The sequence below is a fragment of the Micromonospora sp. NPDC002575 genome (assembly GCF_042889525.1).
In the GTDB taxonomy this organism is placed as follows: domain Bacteria; phylum Actinomycetota; class Actinomycetes; order Mycobacteriales; family Micromonosporaceae; genus Micromonospora; species Micromonospora carbonacea.
Genome location: NZ_JBIARA010000012.1, coordinates 87598 through 113336 on the forward strand (window position 1 = coordinate 87598; position 25739 = coordinate 113336).

Annotated in this window: 27 protein-coding genes; 7 read left to right on the top strand and 20 right to left on the bottom strand. The window is 72.7% G+C overall.

The features are described 5' to 3' along the window. The first annotated feature begins 122 nt into the window (after positions 1-122). A complete protein-coding gene (locus tag ACFYWL_RS19040) occupies positions 123-686 on the top strand; it encodes a dihydrofolate reductase family protein (RefSeq protein ID WP_386974354.1) in 564 nt (187 codons plus the stop codon). A 141-nt stretch (positions 687-827) separates the two neighbouring features. On the opposite strand, the gene ACFYWL_RS19045 is transcribed toward ACFYWL_RS19040, so the two are convergent. The 7 genes from ACFYWL_RS19045 to ACFYWL_RS19075 all read right to left on the bottom strand — a co-directional run bounded on the left by ACFYWL_RS19045 (position 828) and on the right by ACFYWL_RS19075 (position 7330). Then, positions 828-1673, bottom strand: a complete 846-nt coding sequence (locus ACFYWL_RS19045) for an ABC transporter ATP-binding protein (RefSeq protein ID WP_386974357.1) — start codon at positions 1671-1673, stop codon at positions 828-830. 93 nt (positions 1674-1766) lie between these two features. Then, entirely contained in the window at positions 1767-2612 is an 846-nt protein-coding gene (locus ACFYWL_RS19050; protein ID WP_386974359.1) for an ABC transporter permease, read from the bottom strand. Then, the gene (locus tag ACFYWL_RS19055; RefSeq protein WP_386974361.1) at positions 2609-3463 is read right to left on the bottom strand and encodes an ABC transporter permease; all 855 of its coding nucleotides are present in this window, start codon (positions 3461-3463) and stop codon (positions 2609-2611) included. Before ACFYWL_RS19055 ends, ACFYWL_RS19050 begins: the two co-directional genes overlap by 4 nt. Positions 3464-3503: 40 nt before the next feature. Continuing rightward, positions 3504-4469: an ABC transporter substrate-binding protein gene (locus ACFYWL_RS19060; RefSeq protein WP_386974364.1), complete on the bottom strand. Its 966-nt coding sequence runs from the start codon at positions 4467-4469 to the stop codon at positions 3504-3506. Positions 4470-5666: 1197 nt separating this feature from the next. Continuing rightward, positions 5667-6458, bottom strand: coding sequence for an inositol monophosphatase family protein (locus ACFYWL_RS19065; RefSeq protein ID WP_386974368.1), 792 nt, complete (start codon positions 6456-6458; stop codon positions 5667-5669). Between the two features lie 231 nt (positions 6459-6689). Continuing rightward, positions 6690-6998 (bottom strand): hypothetical protein, encoded by a 309-nt coding sequence (locus ACFYWL_RS19070; RefSeq protein WP_386974654.1) that lies wholly within the window; start codon positions 6996-6998, stop codon positions 6690-6692. A gap of 35 nt (positions 6999-7033) precedes the next feature. Further along, positions 7034-7330, bottom strand: a complete 297-nt coding sequence (locus tag ACFYWL_RS19075) for a hypothetical protein (protein WP_386974371.1) — start codon at positions 7328-7330, stop codon at positions 7034-7036. A gap of 261 nt (positions 7331-7591) precedes the next feature. On the opposite strand from ACFYWL_RS19075, the gene ACFYWL_RS19080 reads away from it, so the two are divergent. Together ACFYWL_RS19080 and ACFYWL_RS19085 are read left to right on the top strand one after the other, a co-directional pair. Beyond that, the gene (locus ACFYWL_RS19080) at positions 7592-8476 is read left to right on the top strand and encodes a helix-turn-helix domain-containing protein (RefSeq protein ID WP_386974374.1); all 885 of its coding nucleotides are present in this window, start codon (positions 7592-7594) and stop codon (positions 8474-8476) included. Further along, positions 8473-8670, top strand: coding sequence for a DUF397 domain-containing protein (locus tag ACFYWL_RS19085; RefSeq protein ID WP_386974377.1), 198 nt, complete (start codon positions 8473-8475; stop codon positions 8668-8670). The genes ACFYWL_RS19080 and ACFYWL_RS19085 overlap by 4 nt, the downstream gene beginning before the upstream one ends. Before the next feature lie 148 nt (positions 8671-8818). On the opposite strand, the gene ACFYWL_RS19090 is transcribed toward ACFYWL_RS19085, so the two are convergent. After that, positions 8819-10249 carry a glycoside hydrolase gene (locus tag ACFYWL_RS19090; RefSeq protein ID WP_386974380.1) on the bottom strand — a complete coding sequence of 477 codons (1431 nt, stop codon included), beginning with the start codon at positions 10247-10249 and terminating at the stop codon, positions 8819-8821. 96 nt (positions 10250-10345) lie between these two features. Here ACFYWL_RS19090 and ACFYWL_RS19095 point away from each other — a divergent pair, with 96 nt between their 5' ends. Further along, the gene (locus tag ACFYWL_RS19095) at positions 10346-10846 is read left to right on the top strand and encodes a hypothetical protein (protein ID WP_386974382.1); all 501 of its coding nucleotides are present in this window, start codon (positions 10346-10348) and stop codon (positions 10844-10846) included. 356 nt (positions 10847-11202) lie between these two features. Here the strand turns inward: ACFYWL_RS19095 and ACFYWL_RS19100 are convergent, their stop codons facing one another. From ACFYWL_RS19100 to ACFYWL_RS19150, 11 genes are all read right to left on the bottom strand, one after another. After that, complete coding sequence (locus tag ACFYWL_RS19100; RefSeq protein ID WP_386974384.1) at positions 11203-11907, bottom strand: dihydrofolate reductase family protein; 705 nt, start codon at positions 11905-11907, stop codon at positions 11203-11205. 258 nt (positions 11908-12165) lie between these two features. Continuing rightward, positions 12166-13311, bottom strand: coding sequence for a hypothetical protein (locus ACFYWL_RS19105; protein ID WP_386974387.1), 1146 nt, complete (start codon positions 13309-13311; stop codon positions 12166-12168). A gap of 57 nt (positions 13312-13368) precedes the next feature. After that, complete coding sequence (locus tag ACFYWL_RS19110; protein ID WP_386974389.1) at positions 13369-14118, bottom strand: lysophospholipid acyltransferase family protein; 750 nt, start codon at positions 14116-14118, stop codon at positions 13369-13371. An 85-nt stretch (positions 14119-14203) separates the two neighbouring features. Next, positions 14204-16264, bottom strand: coding sequence for a glycogen debranching N-terminal domain-containing protein (locus ACFYWL_RS19115; protein ID WP_386974391.1), 2061 nt, complete (start codon positions 16262-16264; stop codon positions 14204-14206). Beyond that, positions 16264-16635, bottom strand: a complete 372-nt coding sequence (locus ACFYWL_RS19120; RefSeq protein WP_386974393.1) for an SCP2 sterol-binding domain-containing protein — start codon at positions 16633-16635, stop codon at positions 16264-16266. Before ACFYWL_RS19120 ends, ACFYWL_RS19115 begins: the two co-directional genes overlap by 1 nt. 160 nt (positions 16636-16795) lie before the next feature. Beyond that, positions 16796-17212: a CBS domain-containing protein gene (locus tag ACFYWL_RS19125; protein ID WP_386974395.1), complete on the bottom strand. Its 417-nt coding sequence runs from the start codon at positions 17210-17212 to the stop codon at positions 16796-16798. 87 nt (positions 17213-17299) lie between these two features. Next, complete coding sequence (locus ACFYWL_RS19130) at positions 17300-18325, bottom strand: aspartate-semialdehyde dehydrogenase (RefSeq protein WP_386974398.1); 1026 nt, start codon at positions 18323-18325, stop codon at positions 17300-17302. 78 nt (positions 18326-18403) lie between these two features. After that, on the bottom strand, positions 18404-19750 hold the full coding sequence (locus ACFYWL_RS19135; protein WP_386974401.1) for a M16 family metallopeptidase: 1347 nt from the start codon (positions 19748-19750) through the stop codon (positions 18404-18406). After that, on the bottom strand, positions 19747-21039 hold the full coding sequence (locus ACFYWL_RS19140; RefSeq protein WP_386974403.1) for a M16 family metallopeptidase: 1293 nt from the start codon (positions 21037-21039) through the stop codon (positions 19747-19749). Before ACFYWL_RS19140 ends, ACFYWL_RS19135 begins: the two co-directional genes overlap by 4 nt. Before the next feature lie 103 nt (positions 21040-21142). Beyond that, positions 21143-21358, bottom strand: a complete 216-nt coding sequence (locus ACFYWL_RS19145) for a hypothetical protein (protein ID WP_386974406.1) — start codon at positions 21356-21358, stop codon at positions 21143-21145. A gap of 26 nt (positions 21359-21384) precedes the next feature. After that, positions 21385-22539 (bottom strand): alkaline phosphatase PhoX, encoded by a 1155-nt coding sequence (locus tag ACFYWL_RS19150; RefSeq protein WP_386974409.1) that lies wholly within the window; start codon positions 22537-22539, stop codon positions 21385-21387. A 312-nt stretch (positions 22540-22851) separates the two neighbouring features. Between ACFYWL_RS19150 and ACFYWL_RS19155 the strand changes: the two genes are divergently transcribed. From ACFYWL_RS19155 to ACFYWL_RS19165, 3 genes are all read left to right on the top strand, one after another. Further along, positions 22852-23961, top strand: coding sequence for a 3-deoxy-7-phosphoheptulonate synthase (locus tag ACFYWL_RS19155; RefSeq protein WP_386974411.1), 1110 nt, complete (start codon positions 22852-22854; stop codon positions 23959-23961). Between the two features lie 658 nt (positions 23962-24619). Beyond that, positions 24620-24874 (top strand): hypothetical protein, encoded by a 255-nt coding sequence (locus ACFYWL_RS19160; protein WP_386974656.1) that lies wholly within the window; start codon positions 24620-24622, stop codon positions 24872-24874. Between the two features lie 33 nt (positions 24875-24907). Continuing rightward, the gene (locus tag ACFYWL_RS19165) at positions 24908-25105 is read left to right on the top strand and encodes a hypothetical protein (protein ID WP_386974413.1); all 198 of its coding nucleotides are present in this window, start codon (positions 24908-24910) and stop codon (positions 25103-25105) included. Between the two features lie 87 nt (positions 25106-25192). On the opposite strand, the gene ACFYWL_RS19170 is transcribed toward ACFYWL_RS19165, so the two are convergent. Next, positions 25193-25729, bottom strand: coding sequence for a DUF1360 domain-containing protein (locus ACFYWL_RS19170; protein ID WP_386974415.1), 537 nt, complete (start codon positions 25727-25729; stop codon positions 25193-25195). Positions 25730-25739: the final 10 nt, after the last annotated feature.

Genomic DNA, 25739 nt, shown 5'->3' on the forward strand with positions numbered 1-25739 from the left:
CACCACCGACCGGTGCACGCCGCCTCGTCCTGGTGGGCGGGCCCTCGGTGGGGCCTGACCGATGATTGGTCCGCGCCGTGTCGGTCTGTGTGTGGCGTACCGATTCACGGGAGGCTGGCACGATGCGGAAACTGACCTTCGGCATGAACCTGAGCCTGGACGGCTTCGTCGCCGCGCCCGGTGGCGACCTCGACTGGGGCATGCCGAGCGACGAGTTGTTCCAGTGGTGGTCCGACCGGGTGGGGGCGACGGGCACGGCGCTGTACGGGCGCAGGCTGTGGGAGACGATGAGCTCCCACTGGCCCACCGCCGACCAGCAGCCGGGGGCCACACCGGCGCAGATCGAGTTCGCCCGCCGCTGGCGGGACATGCCGAAGGTGGTGTTCTCCTCGACGATCCGCACGGTCGACTGGAACGCGCGCCTGTTCACTGGCGACGCGGTCACCGAGATCGCGCGGCTCAGGGCCGAGGACGGCGGCTCCATGGACATCTCCAGCGCCACCCTCGCCGCCGCTGCCATGCGCGCCGGGCTGATCGACGAATACGCGCTCGTCACCCACCCGGTCCTGCTGGGTGGCGGCACGCCGTTCTTCACAGCCCTGGACAGCCGGGTGAACCTGACCCTGGTGGAGACCCGGACGTTCCCCGGCGGCGTGATCCTGACCAGGTACGAGACCAGACGCTGAGCACGGCCGCGGGTTCGGGTCCTGCCAGCCCTCCGACAGCCGGCGCGACACCCGGCGGCAAAGGGCGCGACGCCGACGTGCCCGGTCACGCTCCCGACAATGGTTGCCGAGCAGCGCGACCGGGCCTGCGCCCCACACGTGTCAGTGCGGGTCGCCGGACAGGGAGGTGCGCCGTTGTGACGCCATGACCAGGGAGTAGACGTTCTCGCGGAGTTCGCCGAAGAGCGGCGTCTGCTTGGTCGCGATCTGGTCGCGGGGCCGGTCGAGTTCGACCGGCAGGTCCTCGACGACGACGGACGGCCCCTGCGACAGCACGACCACCCGGTCGGACAGGTAGACGGCCTCGTCGATGTCGTGGGTCACGAACAGCACCGTCGTCCCCGTCTCCGCCCAGACCTTGAGCAGCAGGTCCTCCAGGCTGGCCCGGGTCTGGGCGTCCACCGAGGCGAAGGGCTCGTCCATGATCAGCATCTCGGGCCGTACGGCGAGACCTCGCGCGATGGCCACGCGCTGTTGCATGCCGCCGGAGAGCTGCCAGGGGTGCAGCGCCGCGGCGTGGGCCAGGCCCACCATTTCCAGTGATTCTCGTACGCGGTCGCGGACCTCGGTGCGGGGCAGGCCGCGGTCCCGCAGGGGGAGGGCGACGTTCTTCTCGACGGTCAACCATGGGAACAGCGACCGGCTGTAGTCCTGGAAGACGACCGCGACGCCGTCCCGCGGGCCCGACATGCGTTCCTCCCGGAACATGACGTTCCCGGTGGTGATGGGCAGGAGCCCGGCGATGCACATCATGAGGGTGGTCTTGCCGCAGCCGGAGGGGCCGACGACTGATACGAACTGGCCAGGGTGCACGGCGAAGTCGATGCTGCGGACGGCCAGCACGTCGCCCTTGCGCGAGGGGTAGGACTTGCCGAGTTCCTGCACGGCCAGCACGGGCGTGTCGGTGCCGGGGCCCGGTTGGTGCGGTGGGATCGTCACGGGATTCATCCGGGACTCCTCTACGTGGTGTCGTTGTCGTCGGCGGCGCGGAGAGTTGTCGGCGGGAGTTGTGGGTGCGGGGAGTTGTGGGTGCGAGACCCGCTAGTGGCTCTCCGCGCCTTCTGGCCGCACGTTGCGGTGCCACCTGAGCAGCAGCCTCTCGACGACGGCGAAGATGGCGTTGAAGAGGATGCCCAGCAGCGCCAGCAGCACGATGGCCGCCCACAGTTCCGGGAACCGGAACAGCCGCTGCTGGCTCACGATGTAGAAGCCGAGGCCGGCCGTGGCGGCGTACAGCTCGGAGATCACCATGAGCACCAGGGCGATACCGATGCTGATCCGCATCCCCGCGAAGATGGCGGGGCTGGCGCCGGGCAGCAGGACCTGAAGGAAATAGCGACGTCGGGTCAGCCGCAGGCTCTTGGCGGCGGTGACCACCGTGCGGTCGAGTCCCCGTACCCCGTCGTAGGTGTTGATCAGGATCGGCCACAGGCAGCCCAGCGCGATGAGGAAGACGTTCATTCCGCTGGTGATGCCGAAGAGCACGATGGCGATGGGCAGCAGCGCGGTCACCGGCACGGACATGCCCAGCCGGATCAGCGGGTTGAAGAACGCTCCGGCGGGTCGCCACACCCCGATCAGGATGCCGGCGCTGATGCCGATCGCCGCCGCCGCGCCGTAGCCGAGGCCGAGTCGCGCGAGGCTGGGCAGGACGTCGGCCCGGAACTGGTCGCTGAGGAAGAGCGACGACGCCGAGCCGGAGAGCCAGGTGTCGACGAACGCGACGAAGATCTGCGACACCGGCGGGACGAACAGGGACCCGGCCAGCCGGGCGGCGATCTCCCACACCACCAGCAGGGCCGCGAGCAGCCACAGCGACTGCACGCCGCGTCCCATCGCCTGCGCCGAGGCGGCCAGGCTCGGCCGCTTCGCACCGTGATCGCTCATCGTCCGCTCTCCCGTTGGGCCTGGCCCCAGGGGACCACCAGGCGTTCGACCAGGTTGAAGCCGTAGTAGAGGGCCATTCCGAGCAGGCCCACGAGGAGGATCCCCGCGTAGACGAAGTCGGGTCGTTGCGCCTGCTGGTACGTGGTGATGACCGTGCCCACTCCGCTGGTGGCGCCGAGCAGTTCGGCGGAGAGCACCACGATGAGGGCCGTCGAGCTGGCCACCCGCAGGCCGGTGGCGATGGAGGGGGCCGCCGAGGGCAGCACGACCCTCGTCAGCAGCCGCGTTCTGCCCCAGCCCATGCTCCGGCCGGTGGCCAGCATGAGCGGTTCGGTGTCGCGCACGCCGTACATGGCGTTGAGCAGGATCGGCCAGAAGATCGCGTAGATCGCCAGCGACACCTTCATCTGGGTGCCGAGGCCGAACAGCAGGATGGCGATCGGCAGGAACGCCGAGGAGGGGATCGACCGGCCGGCGTGCACCACCGAGGACGAGGGCCGGTAGAACGCGGAGAAGTAGCCCAGGGTCAGGCCGAGCGGAATGCCGACGGCGCTGGCGACGAGCATGGCGAGCAGCCAGGCCCACAGGGTCTGCGCCACCTCCGTCAGGAACGTCGCGTCGACGAGGAGTTCGCCGGCCCGCCGCATGGTGGCCGCCGGGTACGGCAGGGAATCCTGCGAGACCGCCCCGGTGCGTACCACGAGTTCCCACACCACGAACATCGTCACGATGCCCGCCAGCCCGTACGCCCAGTCGGGTGTCGGGCCCCTCCGGCGTGCCTTGGCGGGCACGCCGGAGGGCGACGGGGCGGGGACATCAACCTTGACCGAGTGACTCAACACCCCTGTCACGTCCTCTCCCTTGACGGTCGGTCGGTCGCCGGCAGACGGTTCAGGACCGGGCGAAGTCGGTGACGAAGGGCTCAAGATCGGGCTTCTTCTGCATCATCTTGAGGTCGACCATCTGCTGCGCCATCCGGTCCAGCGCGCCGAGGTCGACGGCGGCCTCGATGGCGTTCTGCGGCTGGGCGGCGAGGGTCTCCGCCGGCACCTTCTGGCACTCGGAGAGCAACCGGAACGACTCGTCCTTGTTGGCCGGGTCGTTGAGCTGCTGGGCGGTCTCGGTCATCGCCTCGTGGAAGCGCTTCGCCGCGTCGCCCTTGGCCACGAAGTTCTTGGCGGCGACGTAGGTCGCGATGTAGACCTTGTTGCTGCTGGCGAAGGGGTCCGCCAGGCTGCGTACGCCGTCGTTGTTGTTGCCGAGCAGCGAGTAGCCGAGTTGGGCCGCGTCGACCCGGCCGCTGAGCACTGCGGGAATCTGCTCGGCGAAGGGCAGCGCCACGAAGCTGACGCTCTCCGGCTCGACCCCGTTGGCCTTCAGCCAGCTCGCGGTCACGATCTGGTTGATACCGTTGATCTCGTTGACCGCGATCTTCTTGCCGGCGAGGTCGGCGGGCGACTTGATCGGGGAGTCCTTGCCGACGAAGACGCCCTGCGCGGGCTTGGCCGGCGGCAGCGCGTTGATGTTCGCGCCGGACACCATCTGGATCGGGAAGCCGGTGTTGTAGGCGTTGATGGCGGTGTATCCGTTGACGTAGCCGAAGTCGGCCGCCCCGGAGAGCACCGCGGCCACGGCCGCCGACCCGCCCCCGGACCGGACCAGCTCGACGTCGAGGCGGTGTTTCGCGTATACGCCTTTCGAGATCGCCCAGGTGTTCCAGATCTCGCAGCCGAACGTCGTGACGGAGACCTTCGTCGTGGCGTTCGCGGCGTCGGCGGCGTCCTCGCCCCCGCCGCAGGCGCTCACGAAAAGCAGGGCGGTGACGGCCGCCGCCGCGCCGATACGTCGTGAAATCATCTTGTCACTCCTATGTGTTCGCATGTGACCCGGCATTCCCACCACTGCTGGCAACGGCGGGTATTGGTGGCGGGTAGGCGCTTGTCGGTTACGGCGCGATCTGGGCTCCACCGCTGCGAACTCGCCCGCCTGGCGCATGCAATCGCCCTGCGGTCTCGATCCGACGTGTCTTGCCCTGGCTTGGAAGGGGGTGGGTGACCGCGTGCCCGCTTCGGCTGGAGCCGGCCCGACGCCGCGGGGGCCCCGGTGGATTCACGGCATGGCCGAGCAGGTTGGTCGCCGGTCGGTGCAGGCTGTCGGGCTGCACCCCAGCAGCACCCTGACGCCTCGCCGACTTGGAGCGAACGTACGTGGCACCACGAAGGCTGTCAAGATGCGGAATGGGATCTCGCATCGCGTGAAGACGCGAGCCAGATGGAGCCGGCCGCTCCCACTTCCGACAGACGCGGTGAGCAGGCGTAACGATACGTCCTCACCGGTTGACGGGGCAGGCGGCAGCGGCTAGCTTCTCCAGCAGATAGCGCCGGCCCGTCGATCCGGGAGTGGACATGAGCTTGGAGACGCCCCCCGAGGCAGTTCCAGCCATCTCCCGCGTGCCGATCGGCCATTGGAAGGGGCCGGAGTTCCCCGCCATCCGCCCCGGCACCGGGGCCGGGAAGGCGCTCGTCCCGTTCTGATCGGGATCCCCGCGTTTCGGAGCACCCTGCCCACCTCCGGCTGGGCCATTCGCACCGGCCACCGCTCAGCTTGCCCACGTGGTGAGCGGACCGGCGCTGGCGGTCGAAGGGGCACGAGACGCTGAGCAGCACGACGCGCGGCCCCGGCACACCCCTCGCCGTCGAAGGCGAGTCGGTGGCTGACGCGACGTACCTGCATCTCCAGCCCGGGAGGCCCCGGCGCACGGAGGCCGAACCCGCTCCCGAAACCCCAGCCGGGCAGGCGGATCGGTTCCCCCACCCCAGTACGCGCGGCGGCCGGCGACGTCCGGGACACCACCTGCGGTCGGCCCCGCCCGGCGGTCTCGGTACTGCCACCGGCACGACGGCGAGCCGGGATCGGGAAGACAGCGCTGCCGGAGGCGACGGCCGCGGCGGCGGAACAGGAGGCGCTGCTCCAGGCGTTCCTGCGCGCCCCCGAGGACGAGCGGGAACATGGCGCACGTGCGCCGGAGATCGTGGGCGCGGGAGCCACCGAGGCTCACGCGCCGCCACGGATGAGGGCCAGCAAGGCGGCATGCGTCCGCTCGTCGGCGGCTACGACAAGCCCGCCGGCGCCCGTGTGCAGCGGCCGGCCGTCGATCCCGGTGACGACGCAACCGGCCGCCCGGCAGAGGGCGATCCCGGCGGCGAAGTGGACGCTGTCGCGCAGGTGGCCATCCGTGACGTACGCGGCGCGGCGTCCGGCGGCGACCCAGGCCACGGCCAGGGTCGTGGACACCACGCGGGGGCGGAACTGCTCGATGAAGCCCTCGTCGGCCAGCATGCGGGCGGCCATGAAGGTGTCCCTGTTCGGGAACGGCGGGTCGAGGTTGACGTCGACCAGCCTGGACTCGGCCGACGGGACGAGTCGCTCGTCCACGTCCCGGCGGCGCACATACGCGGCGTCGCCGTCGGTCCAGAACACCTCCTCGGCGAACGGGTCCGCCGAGGCGGCCACGGCCACCGTCGCGCCGATCTGTAGCGCCACGTTGACCGAGACCAGCATGTTCCTCGCGGCGTAGTTCACCGTTCCGCACAGCGGGTCGACCAGCCACACTCGGCCGTTCCCCTCCCGGCCCGTACGTCCGCCTTCCTCACCGAGCACGACATCGTCCGGACGCGCGGCGCGCAGGACGTCGACGATGGCCGCCTCGGCAGCGATGTCGGCGGTGGTGGCGAAGTCGCCTCCGGCCTTGTCGATGCGCCCCAGCGCTGATCCGTAGTGGGACCGGACGACCGCAGCACCGGCTTTCGCCGCGTCGAGGACCAGCGCCTCATCGGTGATCGACATGAATCCACCCTAGACGGGTAGCGCCGACCTCCAGCCCCCACCAGCACCCCGCTCCCCACCCCCACCCCCGCCCCTCCCCTCCGCCGCCCGCGCCCCCACCCCCGCCCGCGTCGATCTTGCACTTTCGGCCCCACGGAAGGGCGCTTCACCCCTTTTGCCCGGGCCGCAACTGCATGATCGCCGCGGGAGGGCGGGGGGCGGGGAGGCGGGGGGCGGGGAGGCGGGGGGCGGCTACGACCGTTGGCCGGCGTTCGGGACGACTCGTCTGGATGCCACGCCGCCGCCAGTCGCAGGCCGGCCGGGGGCTGGGCGGGGCGCAGGGGCAGGGGCAGGCCGCAGCATGCGCAGCCCCGCCGGCCGCACGAAGATCGACCGGCGGGCGACGGCATCGCCCTTGCCGTCGAGCTGGTACACGTCGAGCCACACCCAGCCGTCGAAGGTGATCCAGTCGAGCACCCGGATGACCCGGCGCCTGATCGGCTCGACGAACTGCACGCTGGCGGCCCGGCTCACCTGCACCAGGTCGCCCGGCTTCGGCAGCGGCGCGCCCGTCGCCGGCACCCGGCGACCGCCGGTCACGACCCCTCCCCCGACCCGCGCCGACGTCCCTCCCCGGGCCGCAGCCGGCCGCCCTGCCCCGGCCTGGGCCGAACAACGTCCCCCGGCCCGGGCCGAACAACCTGCCCCGGCCCGGGCCGGCCGCTGCCCTCCCCCGGCCAGTGCGCGCGGCCGATCGGGATGCGGTGCCGGGCGTGGCAGGGCAGCTCCGCGCCGCAGCGGCACACCCTGCGCCAGCGTTTCCAGCTCCAGACCGGCCGGTGCCGGCGGGCCAGGGTCAGGGCGACGGCGACCACGTATTCCTCGTACGTCACGCGCACCCGGCGTCCTTTCCGAAGAATAGCGCCGCCCCGCCCGCGCGTGACTCGCTACGAGCGGGACAGCGGGCTATTGCCGACGCCATTTCTGACGCCCCTCGCCACCTGCCGACATTCGACATCCTGTTACCCGACCACCACCTTGCGCAACACAACCCACCCCCTCTAGCCTCAATTCGAATCACCCCCCGAGGAATGGAGGAGACAAATGCGCGGGAAGAGGATCGGCATGTTGCAGGGAAACCGCGGTGATGTTGCATGACGGATGAAACAAGCGGGTCGACGGTCCCCCGGCGGCAGCTCGGCAGGCTGCTCACGCAGCTTCGCGAGGACGCCTCGGTCTCGCTGGACGCCGCCGCCGAGGGGCTGGACTGCTCGCGGCAGAAGGTGTGGCGCATCGAGAAGGGACTCGTTCCGGTGCGGGTGGTGGACGCCCGCGCCATGTGCGAGATATACCGCGCGCCGGAGGACATGAAGGCGATCGTCACCGGCCTGGCGAAGGAGACCCGCGCCAAGGGCTGGTGGCACTCGTACGGCGAAATTGTCCCGCCCTGGTTCTCCCTCTACGTCGGGCTGGAATCGACCGCCGCCCTCATGCGCCATTACGACGCCGAACTGATCCCGGGGCTGCTCCAGACCCGCGAATACGCCGCCGAACTCTTCCGCCGCAAGAATCCCACGATGAGCGAGGTCGAGCGGGAGAAGCTCGTCGAGGTGCGGATGCACCGCCAGCACGTGCTGACCCGGCGGCTGCCCAGCGCGCCCACGCTGAAGGCGGTGCTCAGCGAGGCCGTGCTGCGCCGCACCATCCCCGACCGGCGGGCGATGACCGGGCAGTTGCGCCACCTGCTCGACATGGCCGCGCTGCCCAACGTCAGCCTGCGCATCCTCCCGCTGGCCGCCGGCCCGCCGCTGGCCAGCGAGACGGGCACCTTCGTGGTGCTGGACTTCCCGCAGGCGTTCGGCCGGGCCGCCACCGAGCCGACGACCGTCTACCTGGAGAACATCACCGGCGCGCTCTACCTCGACCGGCCGGCCGAGGTCGCCGCCTACGAGCATGTCTGGTCCGACCTGGAAACGCTCGCCTCGGATGAGGCAGAATCAGAAAAAATGATCAACATGATCATCGAGGAGCGCGCATGACTGACCTTGCCGGTGCCGTCTGGCGCAAGAGCACCCGCAGCGGCGGCAGCGGCGGCAACTGCGTCGAGGTGGCCGCCAACCTGCCGGGCGTCGTGGGCGTACGCGACAGCAAGGACCCGGCCGGGCCGGCGCTCCGGTTCGCCCCGACGGCCTGGACCACCTTCGTGGGCCGGGTGCGGCACACGCCGCGCTGACCGCGACCGGGGCCGCGACCGCGACCAGAGCTGAGGGCCGAGGCCGGGCCGCGACCGGGGTTGTAGCCGCGACCGGGGTTGTAGCCGCGACCGGGGCCGCCCACCCTGCCGGCGGGCGGCCCCGAAGCCACGACGGATGCGGGACGGGTCAGTTTCGCCCGGGGTGCCCGACCAAAGTGGTCAGCGAGCGCGGCGGCAGCTCGACCGTCGGGTGCGCGCCGCGCCCCGAGACGAGCCCGTCGACCTTCTCCAGCCTGTGCGTCGAGTCGGTGAGGTAGGCGGTCGGCCTCCGCAGGTCGACTGTGGTCCGCACGGTCTCGGTCGAGTTGTTGATGACCTGCACCACCTCGGTGCCGTCGGCGTTGCGGTAGGCCGACACCGCCAGGCCCGCCGGCGCGCCGTCGACGCCAATCCGCACCGCGCCGGGCCGGATGAACCTGCTGTACGCGGCGAAGGCGTACAGCCGGGAGGACACCCGGTAGCTGTCGGTGGCGTTGTCGACCTGCACGAGGGCCGCCGTCCCGCCTCGGGACGACCCGAGCCAGTAGACGAAGGCGCTGGCGTCGGCCTTGGCGAGGGTGTCGTGGATGCGCTGGGCGACCGCGATGCCGTCGGTGCCCTTGCCGCTGTCCCACGCCTCGTTCCAGCCGTCGGCGGTGCTCGACGGGGCCCACTCCGTCATCCAGGTGCGTGCCGTGGTCGGCAGCGGGCGATCCGAGGGGCTGGCGTAGCCGTGCCCGGTGAACAGGTCCAGGTGGCGGCGGGCCTCCGGGTCCGCCTCGATCGCCTGCGCGTAGGAATCCGACTGCTGCCAGCCGAACGAGTCGCAGCAGGCCAGCCCCACCCCGGCCTGCTCGGCGACGGGGCCGAGGACCTTCACGAACTCGGCGGCCTGCGCCGGGGTGAAGCGCATCGAGGCGTACGGGGCCGTCCAGTCGGGTTCGTTGGTGAACCCGATCTCGTCGATCCGGATGCCCTCCTGCCGGTAGAACCTGGCGTACTGCACGAGATAGCGCGCGTACGCCTCCCGCCAGTCGCCGCTGGCGCAGGTCACGCCCGACAGGCCGCAGAGGCTGCCGCCGTTGGCGTCGGTGCCGTTGTCCTTCATGTATCCCGGTGCGCTCCACGCGTCGGCGTAGAACCGGTTGATGCCGCGCTTGCGCGCCTCCTTGGCGTACCACACCTGGCCGCCGTCCCAGCCGTCCCACCGGTAGTTCGGGGTGGCCGCCGGCCCGCCCGGGTCGGTCGGCTGGATGGACAGCATGTTGTCGTACACGTCGGTGGCCGACGAGCCGATGCCGAGCCGCAGGATCGTCGGCGCGGCGCCCTTGCGCCGGTCGAGGAGCAGGTCGAGGACCTCCGCGCGCTTCGCCTCGGACAGGTCGTGCACCAGCGTGGCGCGCTGGAAGGCGATCGAGTAGCCGAAGCCGTCGATGCTCTGGTGGATCTCGGCGCGGTCGAGGTCGAGGCTCAATTGTGGACCGGGTCGGAGGCCGGCGTGGGCGGGCGGGCCGGCCAGGACGGTGACGGCCGCGACGGCGGCGGCGACAGCGCTGGCGACCATGCGGGATCGAAACACGAAGTTCTCCTTGACGTCGCGCGGGAGACACTTCGGGCATACTACAGACATTGACGCTAGTCGTCGGGTATCGAATCTTCTGAGACGGGAGCAGAAATGCGAACCACCGCGCACAGGAAGATCGGAAAGCTGGCGGGGGCCCTGGCCGCCACGGCCGCCCTCGTCACCGCCACGGCCACGCCGGCTCAGGCCGCCGCGCCGGCCCGGGCCGGTACGGCAGCGCAGGCCGGTACGGCAGCGCAGACCGGTGCGGCAGCGCAGACCGGTGCGGCAGCGCAGACCACCGTGCCGGGCCGCGTCCACGTGGCCACGATCGTGGTGGCCGACTCGACCACCCAGCCCTTCCGTATCCCCTACGGCGCGTCGATCACCGAAGGCACCATCACCTTCTACAACCGCAGCCTGGACATCACCGGCTACGTGAAGGCGGTCAGCGCCTCGCGCACGGTCGAGTTCATCGGCTACAACGGCAACCTCAGTTGCTACTTCGACGAGACGCGCACCGCCTCGGCGGGCACCACCCGCACGTTCGGGTTCGGCGAGACGTGCGACGTGGCCGGCGGTTTCACCGCAGTCGAGGTCTACTTCCCGGTCTAGCCACCACTCCGCCCCGAGCGACCGCGCCTCACCCACCCGGATCTTGGACACCTGACGTACGCCACGAACAGCAAGTGTCCAAGGTCCGGGGAAACGGCGGCGGCGGCCAGCCGGCGTCCCGTCAACGGAGGGCCCCCGAAGGCGCTCGCGCCTCGCGGGCCGAAGATCGTGCTCGATCCCGGAAAGAGTGGCCACTGACGGGGAGTGGGACCACTCATTCCCTGATCGAGCACGATCTTGTCGGGCCGCCGCCAGGCGAGCAGGCGTCAGGCGAGCGGGTGCCAGGCGAGCGGGCGTCAGGCGAGCAGGCATCAGGCGAGCAGGCATCAGGCCAGCGGGCGCCAGGCCAGCGGGCGTCAGGCGACGGTCGTCGTCGGGCCGCCGCCGCTGCCCCGGTCGTCGAGCACGAGGGGGGCGCGACCGCGCACCGCGTACCGGATGTGGGTGACCTCCGGCGTGGCGACGACCCGCGTCGGGGTCAGCTCGATCGCCTCCTTCTCCCCCAGGTCGAGGTCGGCGTCGAGCAGCCGCAGCCCCGCGCCGAGCACGACCGGCACGATGTGCAGTTCCAGCTCGTCGAGCAGGCCGGCCCGAAGCACCTGCCGGACGAGGCTGCCGCCGCCGGCCACGGCGACGTCCCGGCCGCCGGCCGCCGCGCGGGCCTGCTCGACGGCGCTGGCCACGCCGTCGGTGACATAGGTGAAGCTGGTGCCGCCCCCGCGCACCAGGGTCTCGCGGGGGCGGTGGGTGACGACGAAGACGGGCGCGCGGAACGGCGGCTCCTCGCCCCACGGGATCTCGCCGCCGTCGGCCATTCGCCGCCCCATCACGTACGCGCCGGCCGCGCCGAAGGACTCGGCGACGATGTCGGAGTTGGCGTCCCGCTCGCCACCGGCGAAGCCCTGCCGTTCGCGCCACGCCATCGCGTTGGTCACCCAGCGGGTGACCCGGAAGAAGCCGGCGCTCTCGGCCGAGTCCATCCAGTCGCCGTCGCCGGCGTGCCGGGGGCCGGCGTAAAAGCCGTCCAGCGACACGGACAGCTGCGCGGTCACCTTCGTCATCTCGCGGTCTTCCTCTCCGTCGGACGGCCACCGGCTCCGGTGCCCCTGCGGCCACCGGTTCCGGTGCCCCTCACGCAACGGTCGGAGCCGGCCGGGGAACACGGACAGGAGTCCACCGTGACGACCGTCACACCTTAGGGCGTTCGCCGACGGTCTGGCCGCCGCTGCGCTCCCCCGTCGGGCGGAACCCGAGCCGCAGGCAGGACCCCCTCCCCCGGCTGCCGGCTGCCGGCTGGTGAGGATGCGCCGCTCGCCAGGTCAGGGCGTGCGGGGGCCGATGCCGTCCTTCGGCGTGGGCGCCACCAGCAGCCCCACCTGGTGGCCGATGAACCGGTAGACGACCTGGCTGGCCGCCCACATCAGGTAGCCCCGGTCGTCGCGGCCGACCGCCCGCCCGTCGGCGTGGCCGACGCTGACGAACAGCACCCAACTGCCCGACGTCGACACCACGTCGACCGTCTCGCCGTCGAGCCCGGCCTGCGCGGTGCCGGAACGCAGCGGGCCCCGGCGCTCGCGGGCCACGGCCTCGGTCGGGAACAGCACCGCCGCGAGGCGCACCACGGCGTCACTGTCGTCGGTGGTCCAGCTTCCCCGCACGGTACGCACGCAGCCGTGCAGCCGCGCGTCGCCCGCCAGCACCCCGGCGCAGCCCCGCCGGTCCTCGGTCGACGTGCGGGTGAGCGTGTCCCCCGCGGCGGTGAACGTGCGCTCGGGCAACGCCAGCTCGGCGGTGACCGGCACGGGGTCGGCCCGGCCCAGGGCCACCCCGAGCATGGCCAGGCACGCCCCGGCCGCAACCAGCGACGCCCAGACGGGCGGCAGCGCCGCCTTCCTGCTGTCGGCGAGCACCGCGACGACGAGGAGGGCGAGCAGTGCCAGCGCGAGACCCGCCCAGGCCCAGGTGATGCCGGTGGCCGTCGCGTACCGGGCGGGGCCGTCGAGGAGGTCGTCGAGATCGCGACGCCGGCCGGGGATGAAGAGGTAGGCGCCCAGCACCAGGGGCACGGCCACCACGACCACCGCCAGGCGGGCCCGGGCGGGCAGCCGGGACCAGAGCGCGACGGCGGTCACCACGTAGAGGAACGGCACGGTGATCAGCAGCCAGCCCGCCGTGGCCATGCCGGGCCCGGTGCAGCCGGTGACCGCGCACGCGTACCCCTCGATCCGCTCCCGGGTGGCGGGGCCGATCACGACCGAGGCGATGGGGAAGGCGACCAGGCCGAGCACGAGCAGGACGCCGATCAGCGCCCCCGAGCGGGCGGACCGGGCGGCCGCCGGCGTGGCGCCACGCTCGGCCTGCGGGGCGGCGTGGGCCTGCGGTCGGCCGTGCCGCCGTTCGGCGTCCGCGCGGGCCTCCGCGACCAGGTCGACGGACCGGCCCCGGCCTCCCTTGAGGTTCCACATGAGCGCGAGGCTAGAACAGCCGCGCACCCCGCGGCCGGCCCGGCCGGGCGGCCCCGGTCAGGCGGTGGCGGCGCGCCGGCCGCCCCGGTCGAGCGCGAGGGCCTCCTCCGGCGTGGGCGCGGTGCCGCCGAGGTGGGCCGGCTGCCACCAGGTGTCGTCCGGCCCGGCCGGGGTGTCGGGGTACGTCCGCTGGGCGTGGTCGACGAGGGCGCTCAGCCGGGTCTTCAGCTCGGCGCTGAGGGCGTTCGCGTCGGCGTGGTCGGCCGGGTCGATCGGCTCGCCCACCAGGATGGTGATCGGGGTGTGCCGGCGGGTCAGCGTCCGCGGGCGGCCCTTCGTCCACAGCCGCTGGGTGCCCCACAGCGCGACCGGCAGCAGCGGCACGGCGGCGTCCTGCGCCATCCGGGCCGCCCCGTTCTTGAGGTCCTTCACTGTGAACGAGCGGCTGATGGTGGCCTCGGGAAAGACGCCCACCACCTCGCCGCGGCGCAGCGCGTCGACCGCCGTGCTGTACGACCCCGCGCCGGCCCGCCGGTTGACCGGGATGTGCTTCATGCCGCGCATCAGCGGGCCGGAGACCTTGTGCGCGAACACCTCGTGCTTGGCCATGAACCGCACCAGCCGGCCGGACGCGTGCGCGCCGTATCCGCAGAAGATGAAGTCCAGGTAGCTCACGTGGTTGCTGGCCAGCACCGCGCCGCCGGTGCGCGGCACGTGGTGGCTGCCCTCGACGGTCAGGCGCAGGTCGAGGACCCGGAACATCGTCTTGGCGGCGGCGATCACGGGCGGATACACGAGTTCCGGCATTCGGCGACTTTACCCTGCTGGGGGTGGGGACACGCCAGAGCCCGACGCCCCGTCCCGCGCGTGCCGCCACCCCCGGGAGACCCCGTCAGTCGGCCAGGTTGTGCAGGTCCAGCCGGCCCCGGGCGAACGCGTCGACCTTTCCCCACCGGCCCGGGATGTCCAGCACCTCGATCCGGCCCATGCCGATGGGCAGGCGCGGCTCGACCGACAGGTGCCCGTCGTGCGGCTCGATGCCGAGCATGGTGCGCAGCAGCAGCATCGGGGCGCCCGTCGACCAGGCCTGCGGGCTGCACGCCGTCGGGTACTCCACCGGGAACTTGGTCAGCTCCCGCTGGTAGCCGCCGAACGCCTCCGGCAGCCGCCCGTCGAAGTAGCGGGCCGCGTCGAGGATCCCGTTGGCGATGACGGCGGCCTCCTCGGCGAAGCCGTACCGGCGCAGCCCCCACGCGATGAAGGAGTTGTCGAACGGCCAGATCGTGCCGTTGTGGTAGCCGATGGGGTTGTAGCGGACCTCCCCCTCGGCCAGCGTCCGCACCCCCCAGCCGGAGAACAGTCTCGGCCCGACCAGGTGCTCGGCGATCCGGCCGGCCCGGTCGTGGTCGACGATGCCGCTCCACAGCAGGTGGCCGATGTTGGAGCTGAGCACGTCGGCCCGGCGGCCGTCGGGGTCGAGGGCGAGCGCGTAGAACTGGCCGTCGTCGACCCACCAGTCCCGGTTGAACCGCTCCTTGAGCTGCGCGGCCTCCCGCTCCAGCCGGTCGGCGTACGCGGGGTCGCCCCAGAACTCGCGCGCCATCCGGGCGGCCCGCATCTTCGCGTCGTACGCGTACCCCTGCACCTCGCAGGTGGCGCGGGGGAAGGGCAGCAGGGTGCCGTCGCGGTACGAGATCGAGTCCCAGGAGTCCTTCCAGCACTGGTTCTCCAGGCCGGTGTCGGTGTTGCGCCGCTCGTACCAGATGTAGCCGTTGCCGACCAGGTCGGCGTAGTCGTCGATCCACCTCAGCGCGGCCCGGCACTCCTGCTCCAGCTCCCGCACCAGCGCCTCGTCGCCGCTCCACCGCTCGTACTCGTCGAGCAGCACCACGAACAGCGGCGTCGCGTCGACCGAGCCGTAGTACGGCGAGTGGGGTTGTTCCTCGAACGCGGCCGTCTCGCCGTAGCGCATCTCGTGCAGGATGCGCCCGGGGTCCTCGTCGCGGAAGTCGTCGAACCGGGTGCCCTGCAACGAGGCGAGGATGCGCAGCGTCGTCTTGGACAGCGCCGGGGCGAACGGCAGCACCTGGAGGCAGGTCAGGATGCTGTCCCGGCCGAACATCGTCATGAACCAGGGCAGGCCGGCCGCGGGCAGGGTGGTGCCGCCCAGCGACAGGGGCGAGAAGCGCAGCGCGGCGAGGTCGACCAGGCTCCGCTGGTACGTGCGGGCCAGGTGCTCGCACTCGGTGTTCACCTTCGGCGCGGCGGCGATCCACTCCGCGAGGTCCTGCTGGAGGGCCAGCCGTTCGGTGCCGTGTGCCCGTACGCCCATCCGCAGGTCCCGCCCGCCCGGCCCGAGGGCGAAGGTCTGCACGTCGATGCCGGTGCTCCACTGCTCGTTCGGTTCGAGGTGGATGCTGAACTCGAAGCCGTTGCGGTCGTACGTGGCGGTCCGCGAGCAGCAGATGACCGTCTCGCGCCGGAAGTTGCCCCGCCGGTAGCCCAGGCGCAGCCGGTCGGCCTCGGCCTCGGCGTACAGCTCGCCCTTCTTGTTGACGATCTCGTCCTTGACCTGGAACAGGTCGGCGAAGTCGGAGCCGGCGTCCATCCGGACCCGCAGGTCGACGGGCTTCTCGTCGTGGTTGAGGATGGTGAGCTCCTCGCGGAAGCTGCCGCCGACCATCCGCTCGCGGATGATCGACAGCTTCGCGTCGACGTAGTGGGTGGCCATCCCCGGCACCAGGAAGAACCGCGCCTCGTAGTACTGGAGGTCGTCGTAGGACAGCGCGTTGAGCCGTTCGCCGTTGACGGTGAGCACCCAGCGGGACAGGAACCGGGTGTCGAGGGAGAACATGCCGGTGGGCTCGCTGGGGGTCGCCTCGATGTCGCCGGTGTCCTCGGAGACGACGAAGGTGCTGCCGTCGAGGATCCGGATCGTGTTGCCCTCCGTCATCAGCGTGCCTCCTTCTGGAACAGCCGGCGCGGTCCCTGGCTGGTCGGCGGGCCGGGAAAGAGCCGCTCCACCTGCACCACCAGCCGGGCGTCGCCGCTGACCGTCATGTCCCCGCGCAGGATCGCGGCGATGCCGTCCTCCCGGCCGGCGGCGAGGTCCTCGAAGAGGACGGGGTTGGTGTTGACGACCGTGTCGGCCTCCCGGTCCTCCCGGCTGACGCTGATCCGGCCCCGGTCGATCGCGACCAGCCAGTGGGTGGTCTGCGGCCCCTCGTGCAGGTCGAAGCGGATGGTTCCGGAGGTCTTGACCAGCAGCGGCTCGTATCCCCGCCGGTCCAGGTCCTCGAAGAATCTGGTGGTCGCGTCCGGCATCGGGCCCCTCCCCTCCCGTCGACCCGCGGCGTTCGACGTCACGGAAGGGGTCCCCGTCCGGTACGGGGTCAACCTCGCCCGGATGGGGTGAGGCGGCGGTGCGCGGGCACGACGCGACGCCGGCCCCCGGGGTCGGGGGCCGGCGTGCCGCGGCGGACGGTCAGTTGTTCGGGTCGTCGGCGCTGACGTCCGCCAGCACCGACTGCGGTTCCCGCTCGACCGCGAGGTCACCCATGGAGACCAGGCCGACCAGCCGGCCGTCGTCGATCACCGGCAGCCGACGTACGGCGTACGTGCGCATGAGGTCGGCGGCGGCCACGGCGTCGTCGTACTGGCTCACCGTGATCACGTCCCGGCTGGTGATCTGGTTCAGCCGGGTCGTGTTGGGGTCCATCTCCTCGGCGACGCCCCGGACCGCGATGTCCCGGTCCGTGACGATGCCGACCACGTCGTCACCGGCAGTGACCACCACATCGCCGATGGCGCTGTCGCGCATCTCCCGCGCGGCGGCGGTGAGCGTCTCGTGGCCGTCCATCGTCACCAACCGGGTCGTCATGAACTCTCCGACCGTTGTCATGGTGCTCCCCTCTCGGTGTCGGCACCGCCTCGTCTACCCGCCGCCCCGGCGGGGTAACGCAGCACGCGACGGGGGCGCGGCCGACGGTCAGCGCAGGTCGGCGGCGACGAGTTCGGCGAGCTGGACGGCGTTGAGGGCGGCACCCTTGCGCAGGTTGTCGTTGGAGCAGAACAGGGACAGGCCGTGCTCCACCGTCTCGTCTGCGCGGATCCGGCCCACGTACGTCGGGTCGTGGCCGGCGGCCTGCAACGGGGTCGGCACGTCGGACAGGGCCACGCCGGGCGCGCCGTCGAGCAGCTCGTGGGCCCGCTGCGGGGTGATCGGCCGGGCGAACCGGGCGTTGATCTGGAGCGAGTGCCCGGTGAAGACGGGCACCCGGACGCAGGTGCCGGAGACCTTCAGCCCGGGGATCTCCAGGATCTTGCGGCTCTCGTTGCGCAGCTTCTGCTCCTCGTCGGTCTCCGCCGAGCCGTCGTCGACGATCGAGCCGGCGAGCGGGAGCACGTTGAACGCGATGGTCCGGGCGAAGACCCGGGGGGCGGGGAACTCGACGGCGCTGCCGTCGAAGGCCAGCCCGGCGGCCTGCTCGGCGACCTTGCGGACCTGCTCCTCCAGCTCGGCCACGCCGGCCAGGCCGGCCCCGGAGACCGCCTGGTAGGTGGAGATGACGAGGCTCACCAGCTCCGCCTCGGCGTGCAGCGGGCGCAGCACCGGCATCGCGGCCATGGTGGTGCAGTTCGGGTTGGCGATGATGCCCTTCGGGCGGCGCGCGGCGGCGTGCGGGTTGACCTCGGCAACGACCAGCGGCACGTCCGGGTCCATCCGGAACGCCGACGAGTTGTCGATCACCACCGCGCCGGCCTCGGCGACCCGGGGGGCGAGCTCCAGGGCGGTGCCCTTGCCGGCGGAGAAGAGCACGATGTCCAGGCCCGCGTAGTCGGCCGTGGCCGCGTCCTCGATCGTCACCTCGCCGCCGCGCCACGGCACGGTCCGTCCGGCCGACCGGGCGGAGGCGAACAACCGCACCTGCTCCGCCGGGAACTCGCGCTCCGCCAGCACCTGCCGCATCACGCCACCGACCTGGCCGGTGGCCCCCACAATGCCGATCCTCATGCCCGCGAGGCTACCCAGGTCGCCGCCCGGGCCGGGAAGGCTTTCCCACCGCCCGGGCGGCGACGCGGGTCACACCTCCTACGGCCGGACGTCGACGATCTCCCCGAGGCCGGTGGCCGCCAGCTCGTCGCGGATGACCGCGGCGTCGCCCTCGACCACCAGGGTCAGCGACTCCGGGTGCAGGTGGGTCGCGGCGGCGGCCGACACGTCGGCCACGTCGGCGGCGAGCAGCGACTCGCGCAGCCGGGCGTGGTAGTCGTCCGGCAGGTCGTGCACGACAAGGGTGGTCAGCGCCGACGCGATCGCCCGGGGGCTCTGCAACTCGACCGAGAGCTGCCCGGCCCGCCACGAGCGGGCCACCGCCAGCTCGTCCTCGGTCACCCCGCCGGCCCGGGTACGGGTGATCTCCCCGACCGCCTCGACGAGGGCCGGCGCGGTCACGGCCGTCTGCACCCCGGAGCTGACCGCGAACCGGCCGAACCGGCGCGACGAGGCGAAGTCGCCCCGGATGCCGTACGTGTAGCCGCGCACCTCGCGGATCAGGTGGTTGAGCCGGGAGGTGAACGCCCCGCCGAGCACCGTGCCGGCCAGGGCCATCGGCACGTGGTCGGGGTGCGCGCGGTGCGGGGCGGCGTGGCCAAGCCGCAGCGTGGACTGCACCGACCCGGGACGGTCGACCAGGATGATCCGCCGCCCGGCGCGCAGCGGCACGTCGATCGGGCCCTCGACCGGGGTCGGGCCGCCGCCGGTGCCGGCGAACGCCGCCGCGCCCAGCGCGTCCAGGTCGAGCCGGTCCAGGTCACCGGCGACGACCAGGGTGCCGGGGCGCAGGAACCACTCGGAGTGGAAGACGGTGACGTCCTCCGGGTCCAGGGCCGCCACCGAGTCCGGGTCGCCGTACATGGGCCGGCCCCAGCGGTTCTGCGCGCCGAACAGGTCGGCCCGCAGCGCCGCCTCGGCCCGGGGGCCGGGGTTGGCCCAGTCCATCCGCAGGGCGGTCGCCTCGTCGTCGCGGACCCGCCGCACGTCGTCCGGGTCCAGCTTCGGCGTGCGGACGGCCTCGGCGAGCAGCCCGACGGCGGCGCCGAGCCGCTCCACCGGGACCTGGACGCTGACCTGGAACGAGTCCCAGTCGAGCCCGGTCACCAGCTCGGTGCCGAGCGCCTCGATGGCCAGCGCGTACGCGGTGGCGTCCCGCTGCGCGGTGCCCTCCTCCAGGGCCTTGGCCAGCACCGCGCCGAGGCCCTCCCGGCCGGCCGGCTCGCGGCCCGCCCCGGCGTCGAGCAGCAGCAGCGCCACGGCCAGGTTCTGCCCCGGCAGGTGCGCGGCGACGACCCGGCCGCCGGCAACGTCGCGGCGCGTCACCTGCGGGAACCGGTACGGCCGGGCCAGCCCCGGCCCGGGACGGTCGGCGATCAGGCTCATGCGGTCTCCTCGGGCAGGTAGGTCAGGGTGACCCGGTCGTCGGCGCGCAGCGCCTCGGCGGCGAGTTCGGCGATCTGGTCGGCGGTGACCGCGAGCCAGGCGGGCAGCCGCTCGGCGGCCCTCGCCGGGTCGCCGAACTGCGTGGCGTACCGGCCGAGGGTGTCGGCGCGGCCGTCAACGGTGGACATCTGCCGCCACCACGCGGTGCTGAGCAGCGCCTTGGCCCGGTCCAGCTCGGCGGCGGTGACCGGCACGGTGGCCAGCTCGTCGACGACCTCGGCCACCCCGGCGGCCAGCCGCTCCCCGGTCACCCCGTCGCGGGCGGTGGCGGTGACGATCAGCGGGGCCGGCGCGTGCCGCAGGTCCACCCCGTACGCGCCGACGAGGTCGGGCTGAGCGAGCCGCTCGCCGTCGGCGAGGCGCTGGTAGAGGCGGCTGCCCCGGCCGCTGCCCAGCACGGTGGCCAGGACGGTCAGCACGTCGTACCCCGGGGTGCCGAACGGGTGGGTGCGGTGCGCGACGAACACGCGGGGCGCGGGCACGGCGGCGGTGACGGTCTCGGCGACCGGCGCGCCGGCGCGGGGCACGTGCCGGCCGTCCGGCGCGGCCGGGATCGACTCCAGGGCCGGGATCGCGCCGAAATACTTGTCGGCCAGGGCGAACACCTCGGTCGCGGCGGCGTCGCCGACCACGGTCAGCACGGCGTTGTTCGGCGCGTAGTACGTGCGGTGGAACGCCTGGAAGGTGGCCAGGTCGGCGGCGTTCAGGTCGGCCATCGACCCGATCGTCGCGTGGTGGTAGGGGTGCCCGGGCGGATAGAGCAGCGGCAGCAGCCGCAGCCACGCGTCGCCGTACGGGACGTTCTCGTAGCGCTGGCGGCGCTCGTTCTTGACCACGTCCCGCTGGTTGTCCAGGGTCTCCTGGGTCAGCGCCGGCACCAGGCCGCCCATCCGGTCGGCCTCCAGCCAGAGCGCCAGCTCCAGGTGCTCCGCCGGGACGGTCTCGAAGTAGTTCGTCCGGTCCGGGTTGGTGGTGGCGTTCAGCGAGCCGCCGGCGCCCTGGACGAGCTTCATGTGCTCGGTCTTCGCCACGTTCACCGAGCCCTCGAACATGAGGTGCTCGAAGAGGTGGGCGAACCCGGTCTGCCCGTCGGGCTCGTGCCGGGAGCCCACGTCGTACCAGAGGTTCACCGCGACCGCCGGCGCGGTGCGGTCCTCGCTCACCACCACACGCAGGCCGTTGTCCAGTCGGGTCGTTTCGATCGGCCAGGGGAAACCGCTGTCGGGCATGGCCCGACGCTATCCGATCCCGAGGTCGCAGACGTGACGCGCGTGGGTCGGCGCGGCGCAGCCGGCACGCCGCCGGCCTGGGGCGGCGGCGTGCCGGCTGGGCTCAGTCCGGGGGCTCGACCGTGGTCACCGTCTCGTCGGAGGTGCGCCGCTCCCGCACGGTGTCGGGGGCGGCGGCGCGGTCGGCCTCCCGCCGGTCGGACTCGTCGAGGATCGCCTCGGCCTGGGCGTACGCGTCGTCGCTGCCTACCGCCGCCTCCTCGGGCAGCAGGTGGGCGCGGGAGGAGATCCGGTCGGCGTCGCTGCGTTGGTGGGTCATGCCGGAGTCTCTACCCAGCGGGCGGCTCAGCGGAACGGGCCGCGCACCTCGTAGGTGATCCCGCCCGACGACGCGCCGGAGGCGCCCCGCTGGGAGGAGAAGTAGAACCGGGCGCCGTCCGGGGAGAACGCCGGCCCGGTGATCTCGGAGGAGCCCTGCCCGGTGACCCGGAGGAACGGCGTGACGACCCCGGCCGGAGTGATCATGTTGACCTCCATGTTGCCGCCGTCCTCGGCCACGTACAGGTCGCCGGAGCGGGCCCCGACGATGTTGTCCACCCCGGTCAGGGGCGCGCTGCCGCCGGTGACCAGCGAGTCGTCGTACGCCAGGTCGATCCGCTGCGCGACCGCGTCGTACGCCCAGACCCGGTTGTCGCCCTTGGTGGTGAACCAGCAGGTCCCGTCGGCGTACCAGCAGCCCTCGCCGCCGTCGAACCGCTTGGCCCCGGAGACCTGCTGGCGGGTGTACGTCGGCGAGCCGTCCGGGTCCGGCACCCGGGCCCAGGTGACCGGGCCGCTGGTGGCGGTGCCGGCGACCAGCACCTCCAGCGTGCCGGCGGACAGGTCGCCCCAGACGGTCGGCCGGAACCGGTAGAAGCAGCCGTTCGGCTCGTCCTCGGTCAGGTAGATCACCTGCCGGACCGGGTCGGCCGCCGCCGCCTCGTGCTTGAACCGGCCCAGCGCCGGGCGCTGCACCGCCGCCGTCCCGCCCTGCGGGTACGTCTCGTAGACGTACCCCCGGCTGACCTCCTCGCAGGAGAGCCAGGTGCCCCACGGGGTCGCGCCGCCCGCGCAGTTCTGGTTGGTCCCCGACAGGATCCGGTACGCCGAGGCGATGCTCCCGTCGGCGGCGAACCGCACCGCCGACGCCCCGCCGCCCGGGGTGATCTCGGAGTTCGAGACGTAGATCCACCCGGTTCCGGCCGGGAAGCAGGCCCCGCCGTCGGGGGCGTCGTGCCAGGCGTACGAGGTGCCGGCGACCGCCTGCCGGGACCGGGCCACCACCCGGCTGGTGAACCCGGCGGGGAGCTGGATGCCGTTGCCGTCGGCGGCGCCCAGCGGCCCGTACGGACCCACCCCGGGCTGGGCGGGAGCGGCCGACGCGGCGGACGACCAGAGGCTGCCGGCGAGGGCGGCGGCCCCCGACGCGGCGGTGGCGCGCAGCAGCGTACGACGGTCCATGCGAACCTCCAGGCGATGGTGTGTGCCGCCGAAACTACCGACGAATACATCGATGAAAGTGAACGCAAGGCGAGGCTTTCCCGACGACGGGGTGAGGCTTTCCCGCCGCGTCGGGTAGGCTGGTCGGCGTGACGCGGTCGTATCGATGGTTTAGACAGCCGGCTGGAGGAGCCGGTGACTTCACCGTGATCTGACGTCACTCCTCTTCGAGCCGGCTGGGCAGGGGCCTGATTCCCTGCCCTTTTGCGTACGAGCAGCCGGCTCGACCTCGGGCGCCGGCCCCGGGGCACGGTCGGCGGAAGGAATCCCACCGTGACGTCCCCGGACAGCCATCGCGTGATCGACCAGCGGATCGACCGCGTCGTGCCGTTGACCACCCCGGCCCTGCTCCACCACCACCTGCCCCTGGACGCGGCGCTCACCGAGGCCGTGCTCGACGGCCGGCGCGCGGTCGCCCGGGTGCTGGACCGCGCCGACGACCGGCTGCTGGTCGTGGTCGGCCCGTGCTCGGTGCACGACCCGGCCGCCGCCCTGGAGTACGCGGCCCGGCTGCGCGCCGTCGCCGACCGGCTCGCCGACGACCTGCTGATCGTGATGCGGGTGTACTTCGAGAAGCCGCGCTCCACGGTGGGCTGGAAGGGCCTGATCAACGATCCGGCGCTGGACGGCTCCGGCGACGTGAACACCGGCCTGCGCACCGCCCGGGCGCTGCTGCTGGACGTGCTGCGGCTGGGCCTGCCGGTGGGCTGCGAGTTCCTCGACCCGATCACCCCGCAGTACATCGCCGACACCGTCGCCTGGGGCGCGATCGGCGCCCGCACCGTGGAGAGCCAGGTGCACCGGCAGCTCGCCTCCGGGCTGTCGATGGCGATCGGCATGAAGAACCGCCCCGACGGCAGCATCGGCACGGCCGTGGACGCGATCCGCGCGGCCGGCGTCCCGCACGTCTTCCCCGGCATCGACGTCTCCGGCACCCCGGCGATCATGCACACCCGGGGCAACGCCGACGGCCACCTGGTGCTGCGGGGCGGCAACGACGGCCCGAACTACGACGCCGCCTCCGTCGCCGCGGCGCTGGCGCAGTTGCGGGCGGCCGGCCTGCCGGAGCGGGTCGTGGTCGACGCGAGCCACGCCAACAGCGGCAAGGACCACCGCCGCCAGCCGCTGGTCGCCGCCGACGTCGCGGCCCAGCTCGCCGCCGGCCAGCGCGGCATCGTCGGCGTCATGCTGGAGAGTTTCCTGCTCCCCGGCCGGCAGGACCTGGACCCGACGCGGGAGCTGGAGTACGGCCGCTCGATCACCGACGCCTGCCTGGGCTGGGACGACACCGAGGAGGTGCTCGACGCCCTGGCCGCCGCCGTCCGCGCCCGCCGCACCACCCCGGCCACCACCGCCGCCACCCCGACCTCCACCCCCGCCTGACGCGAAGCGGGGCACGGCACGTTCACCGAAGGTGACTGCGGTCCCCGGCGGACAGGGATGCGGGGCGGTCTCACGCTGCGTGTCGGCCGGCGGACCCCGCGCCACCCCCCGCATCCCCTTTGCTCTGCACCCACCGGCGCAGCACCCGGCCTGAACAGCGTTTGTTCGCCGTCCGCACGGGCCGGGCCCGGGTGGCGTGATGACGCTGCGCAACCGTCGCGTCGGCGGGTGCAGAGCAAAGGGGTGGGAGCGGGTGGCGGACGCCGGCCGGCAGACGCCGGCGAGCCGGTAGCAGTGCGTCACACTCCGACGGCGCAACCAGGCGCGGCGAGAGCAGGGGCGGGAAAGCCAGCGGCGCCCCGACCGGAGGCCGGGGCGCCGCTGGCGTCGGTGTGCAGGTCGCCTCTCGGCGCGTGGCGCGACGCGGCTCCAGCCGAGCGGTATTCCGCGAAGGCATTTCAGGTGAGGCCCGGGGACACTGGGCACACCGACACCCGTCACAACCGGCGGGGGCCGGCCAGTGTTCCGGCCGCCAACGTGATGCACGTCACTCCACCGGCGCGATTGCCCGGCCCGACCCGGCCGCATGTCAGCGCTCGGCCGTTGCGGGTTTGGTCGTTTCCGCCCCGGGTAGCTGATCGTCGTGACCGACGAAGCAGTGACCGACGACGCAACCGTGACGGTGGCGCCCGTGAGCGACGCCGGGCCGGTCGAGGAGCCGGACACCCGGCCGCTCGACGAACTGCTCGACGACGTCTACCGCGGCCAGGAGCGGATCAGCCAGGCGGACATCTACCGCCGGGCCGTCGCCGCCGAGCTTCCCGCGGCGCTGCTGACCCGGATCGCCGCCCTCCCCCAGGGCGAGTACGCCGTGGACGAGGCGGCCGACCTCCTGGGCGGCTCCGCACCCTGACGCCCGGCCAGGCAACCGAGAGGACAGCGCGACATGACCGATCGCCAGGAGCAGCACCACAAGCACGTCGAGGCGCTCAGCCAGCCGCCGGCGGGCCAGGACACCACGCCCGAGGCGGACTTCGCCGACGAGCACGACACCACGGCCGTCGACGCGGACGTGATCACCGGCGAGGACGAGGACGAACGCGAGCCGGAGTCGCCGCACGGCTGGTCGGGCATGCAGCGCTGACGCAGGGGCGCCGGGGGCGGCAGCCGCGAACGCAGGAAGGGGGCCGGTAACGGCCCCCTTCCTTGGCATCTGACGTACGGCGGACGATCACTCCTTGTGGCGACCCTCGGCCGCCTGCTGGGCCACGGCGTAGCCCATCTGGAGGAAGTCGGACGCCGCGACCGCGGTCAGGGCGGTGGCCACCAGCCGGGTCAGCCGGGGGGCCAGGACGAGCCCGCCGGTGAGCCCGGTGGCCACCCAGACGGCCAGGCAGAACGGGCAGCTCAACAGCTCGCCGATGGCGTGCCGGGTGGGGCTGCCCGAGTCGCGGACCTGCTCCATCACCTCGCCGCTGCCGATCGGACGGTCGTATCGGGTGAACGGGGCGCGCAGCGGGCTGGTGACGGCGTCCTTGGACAGCAGCCGGCTGAGCTTGTGCGTGGCGATGGCGAGCAGCACCACGTCGGCGGTGGCGGGCCGCTCGGGCACGGGGCGGCCGGTCGCCCGGACCAGGCCCGCGATCGTGGCGGTCACGCCCGCGTAGGTGCCCATCGCCGCGAGGTAGCCGCCCAGCGGGCGGTGCTCGTGCGGCGCGTACGCCTGGCGCAGTCGCGCCACCTTCTGCTTCAGGCTGCTCTCAGTCAACCCGCTCTCC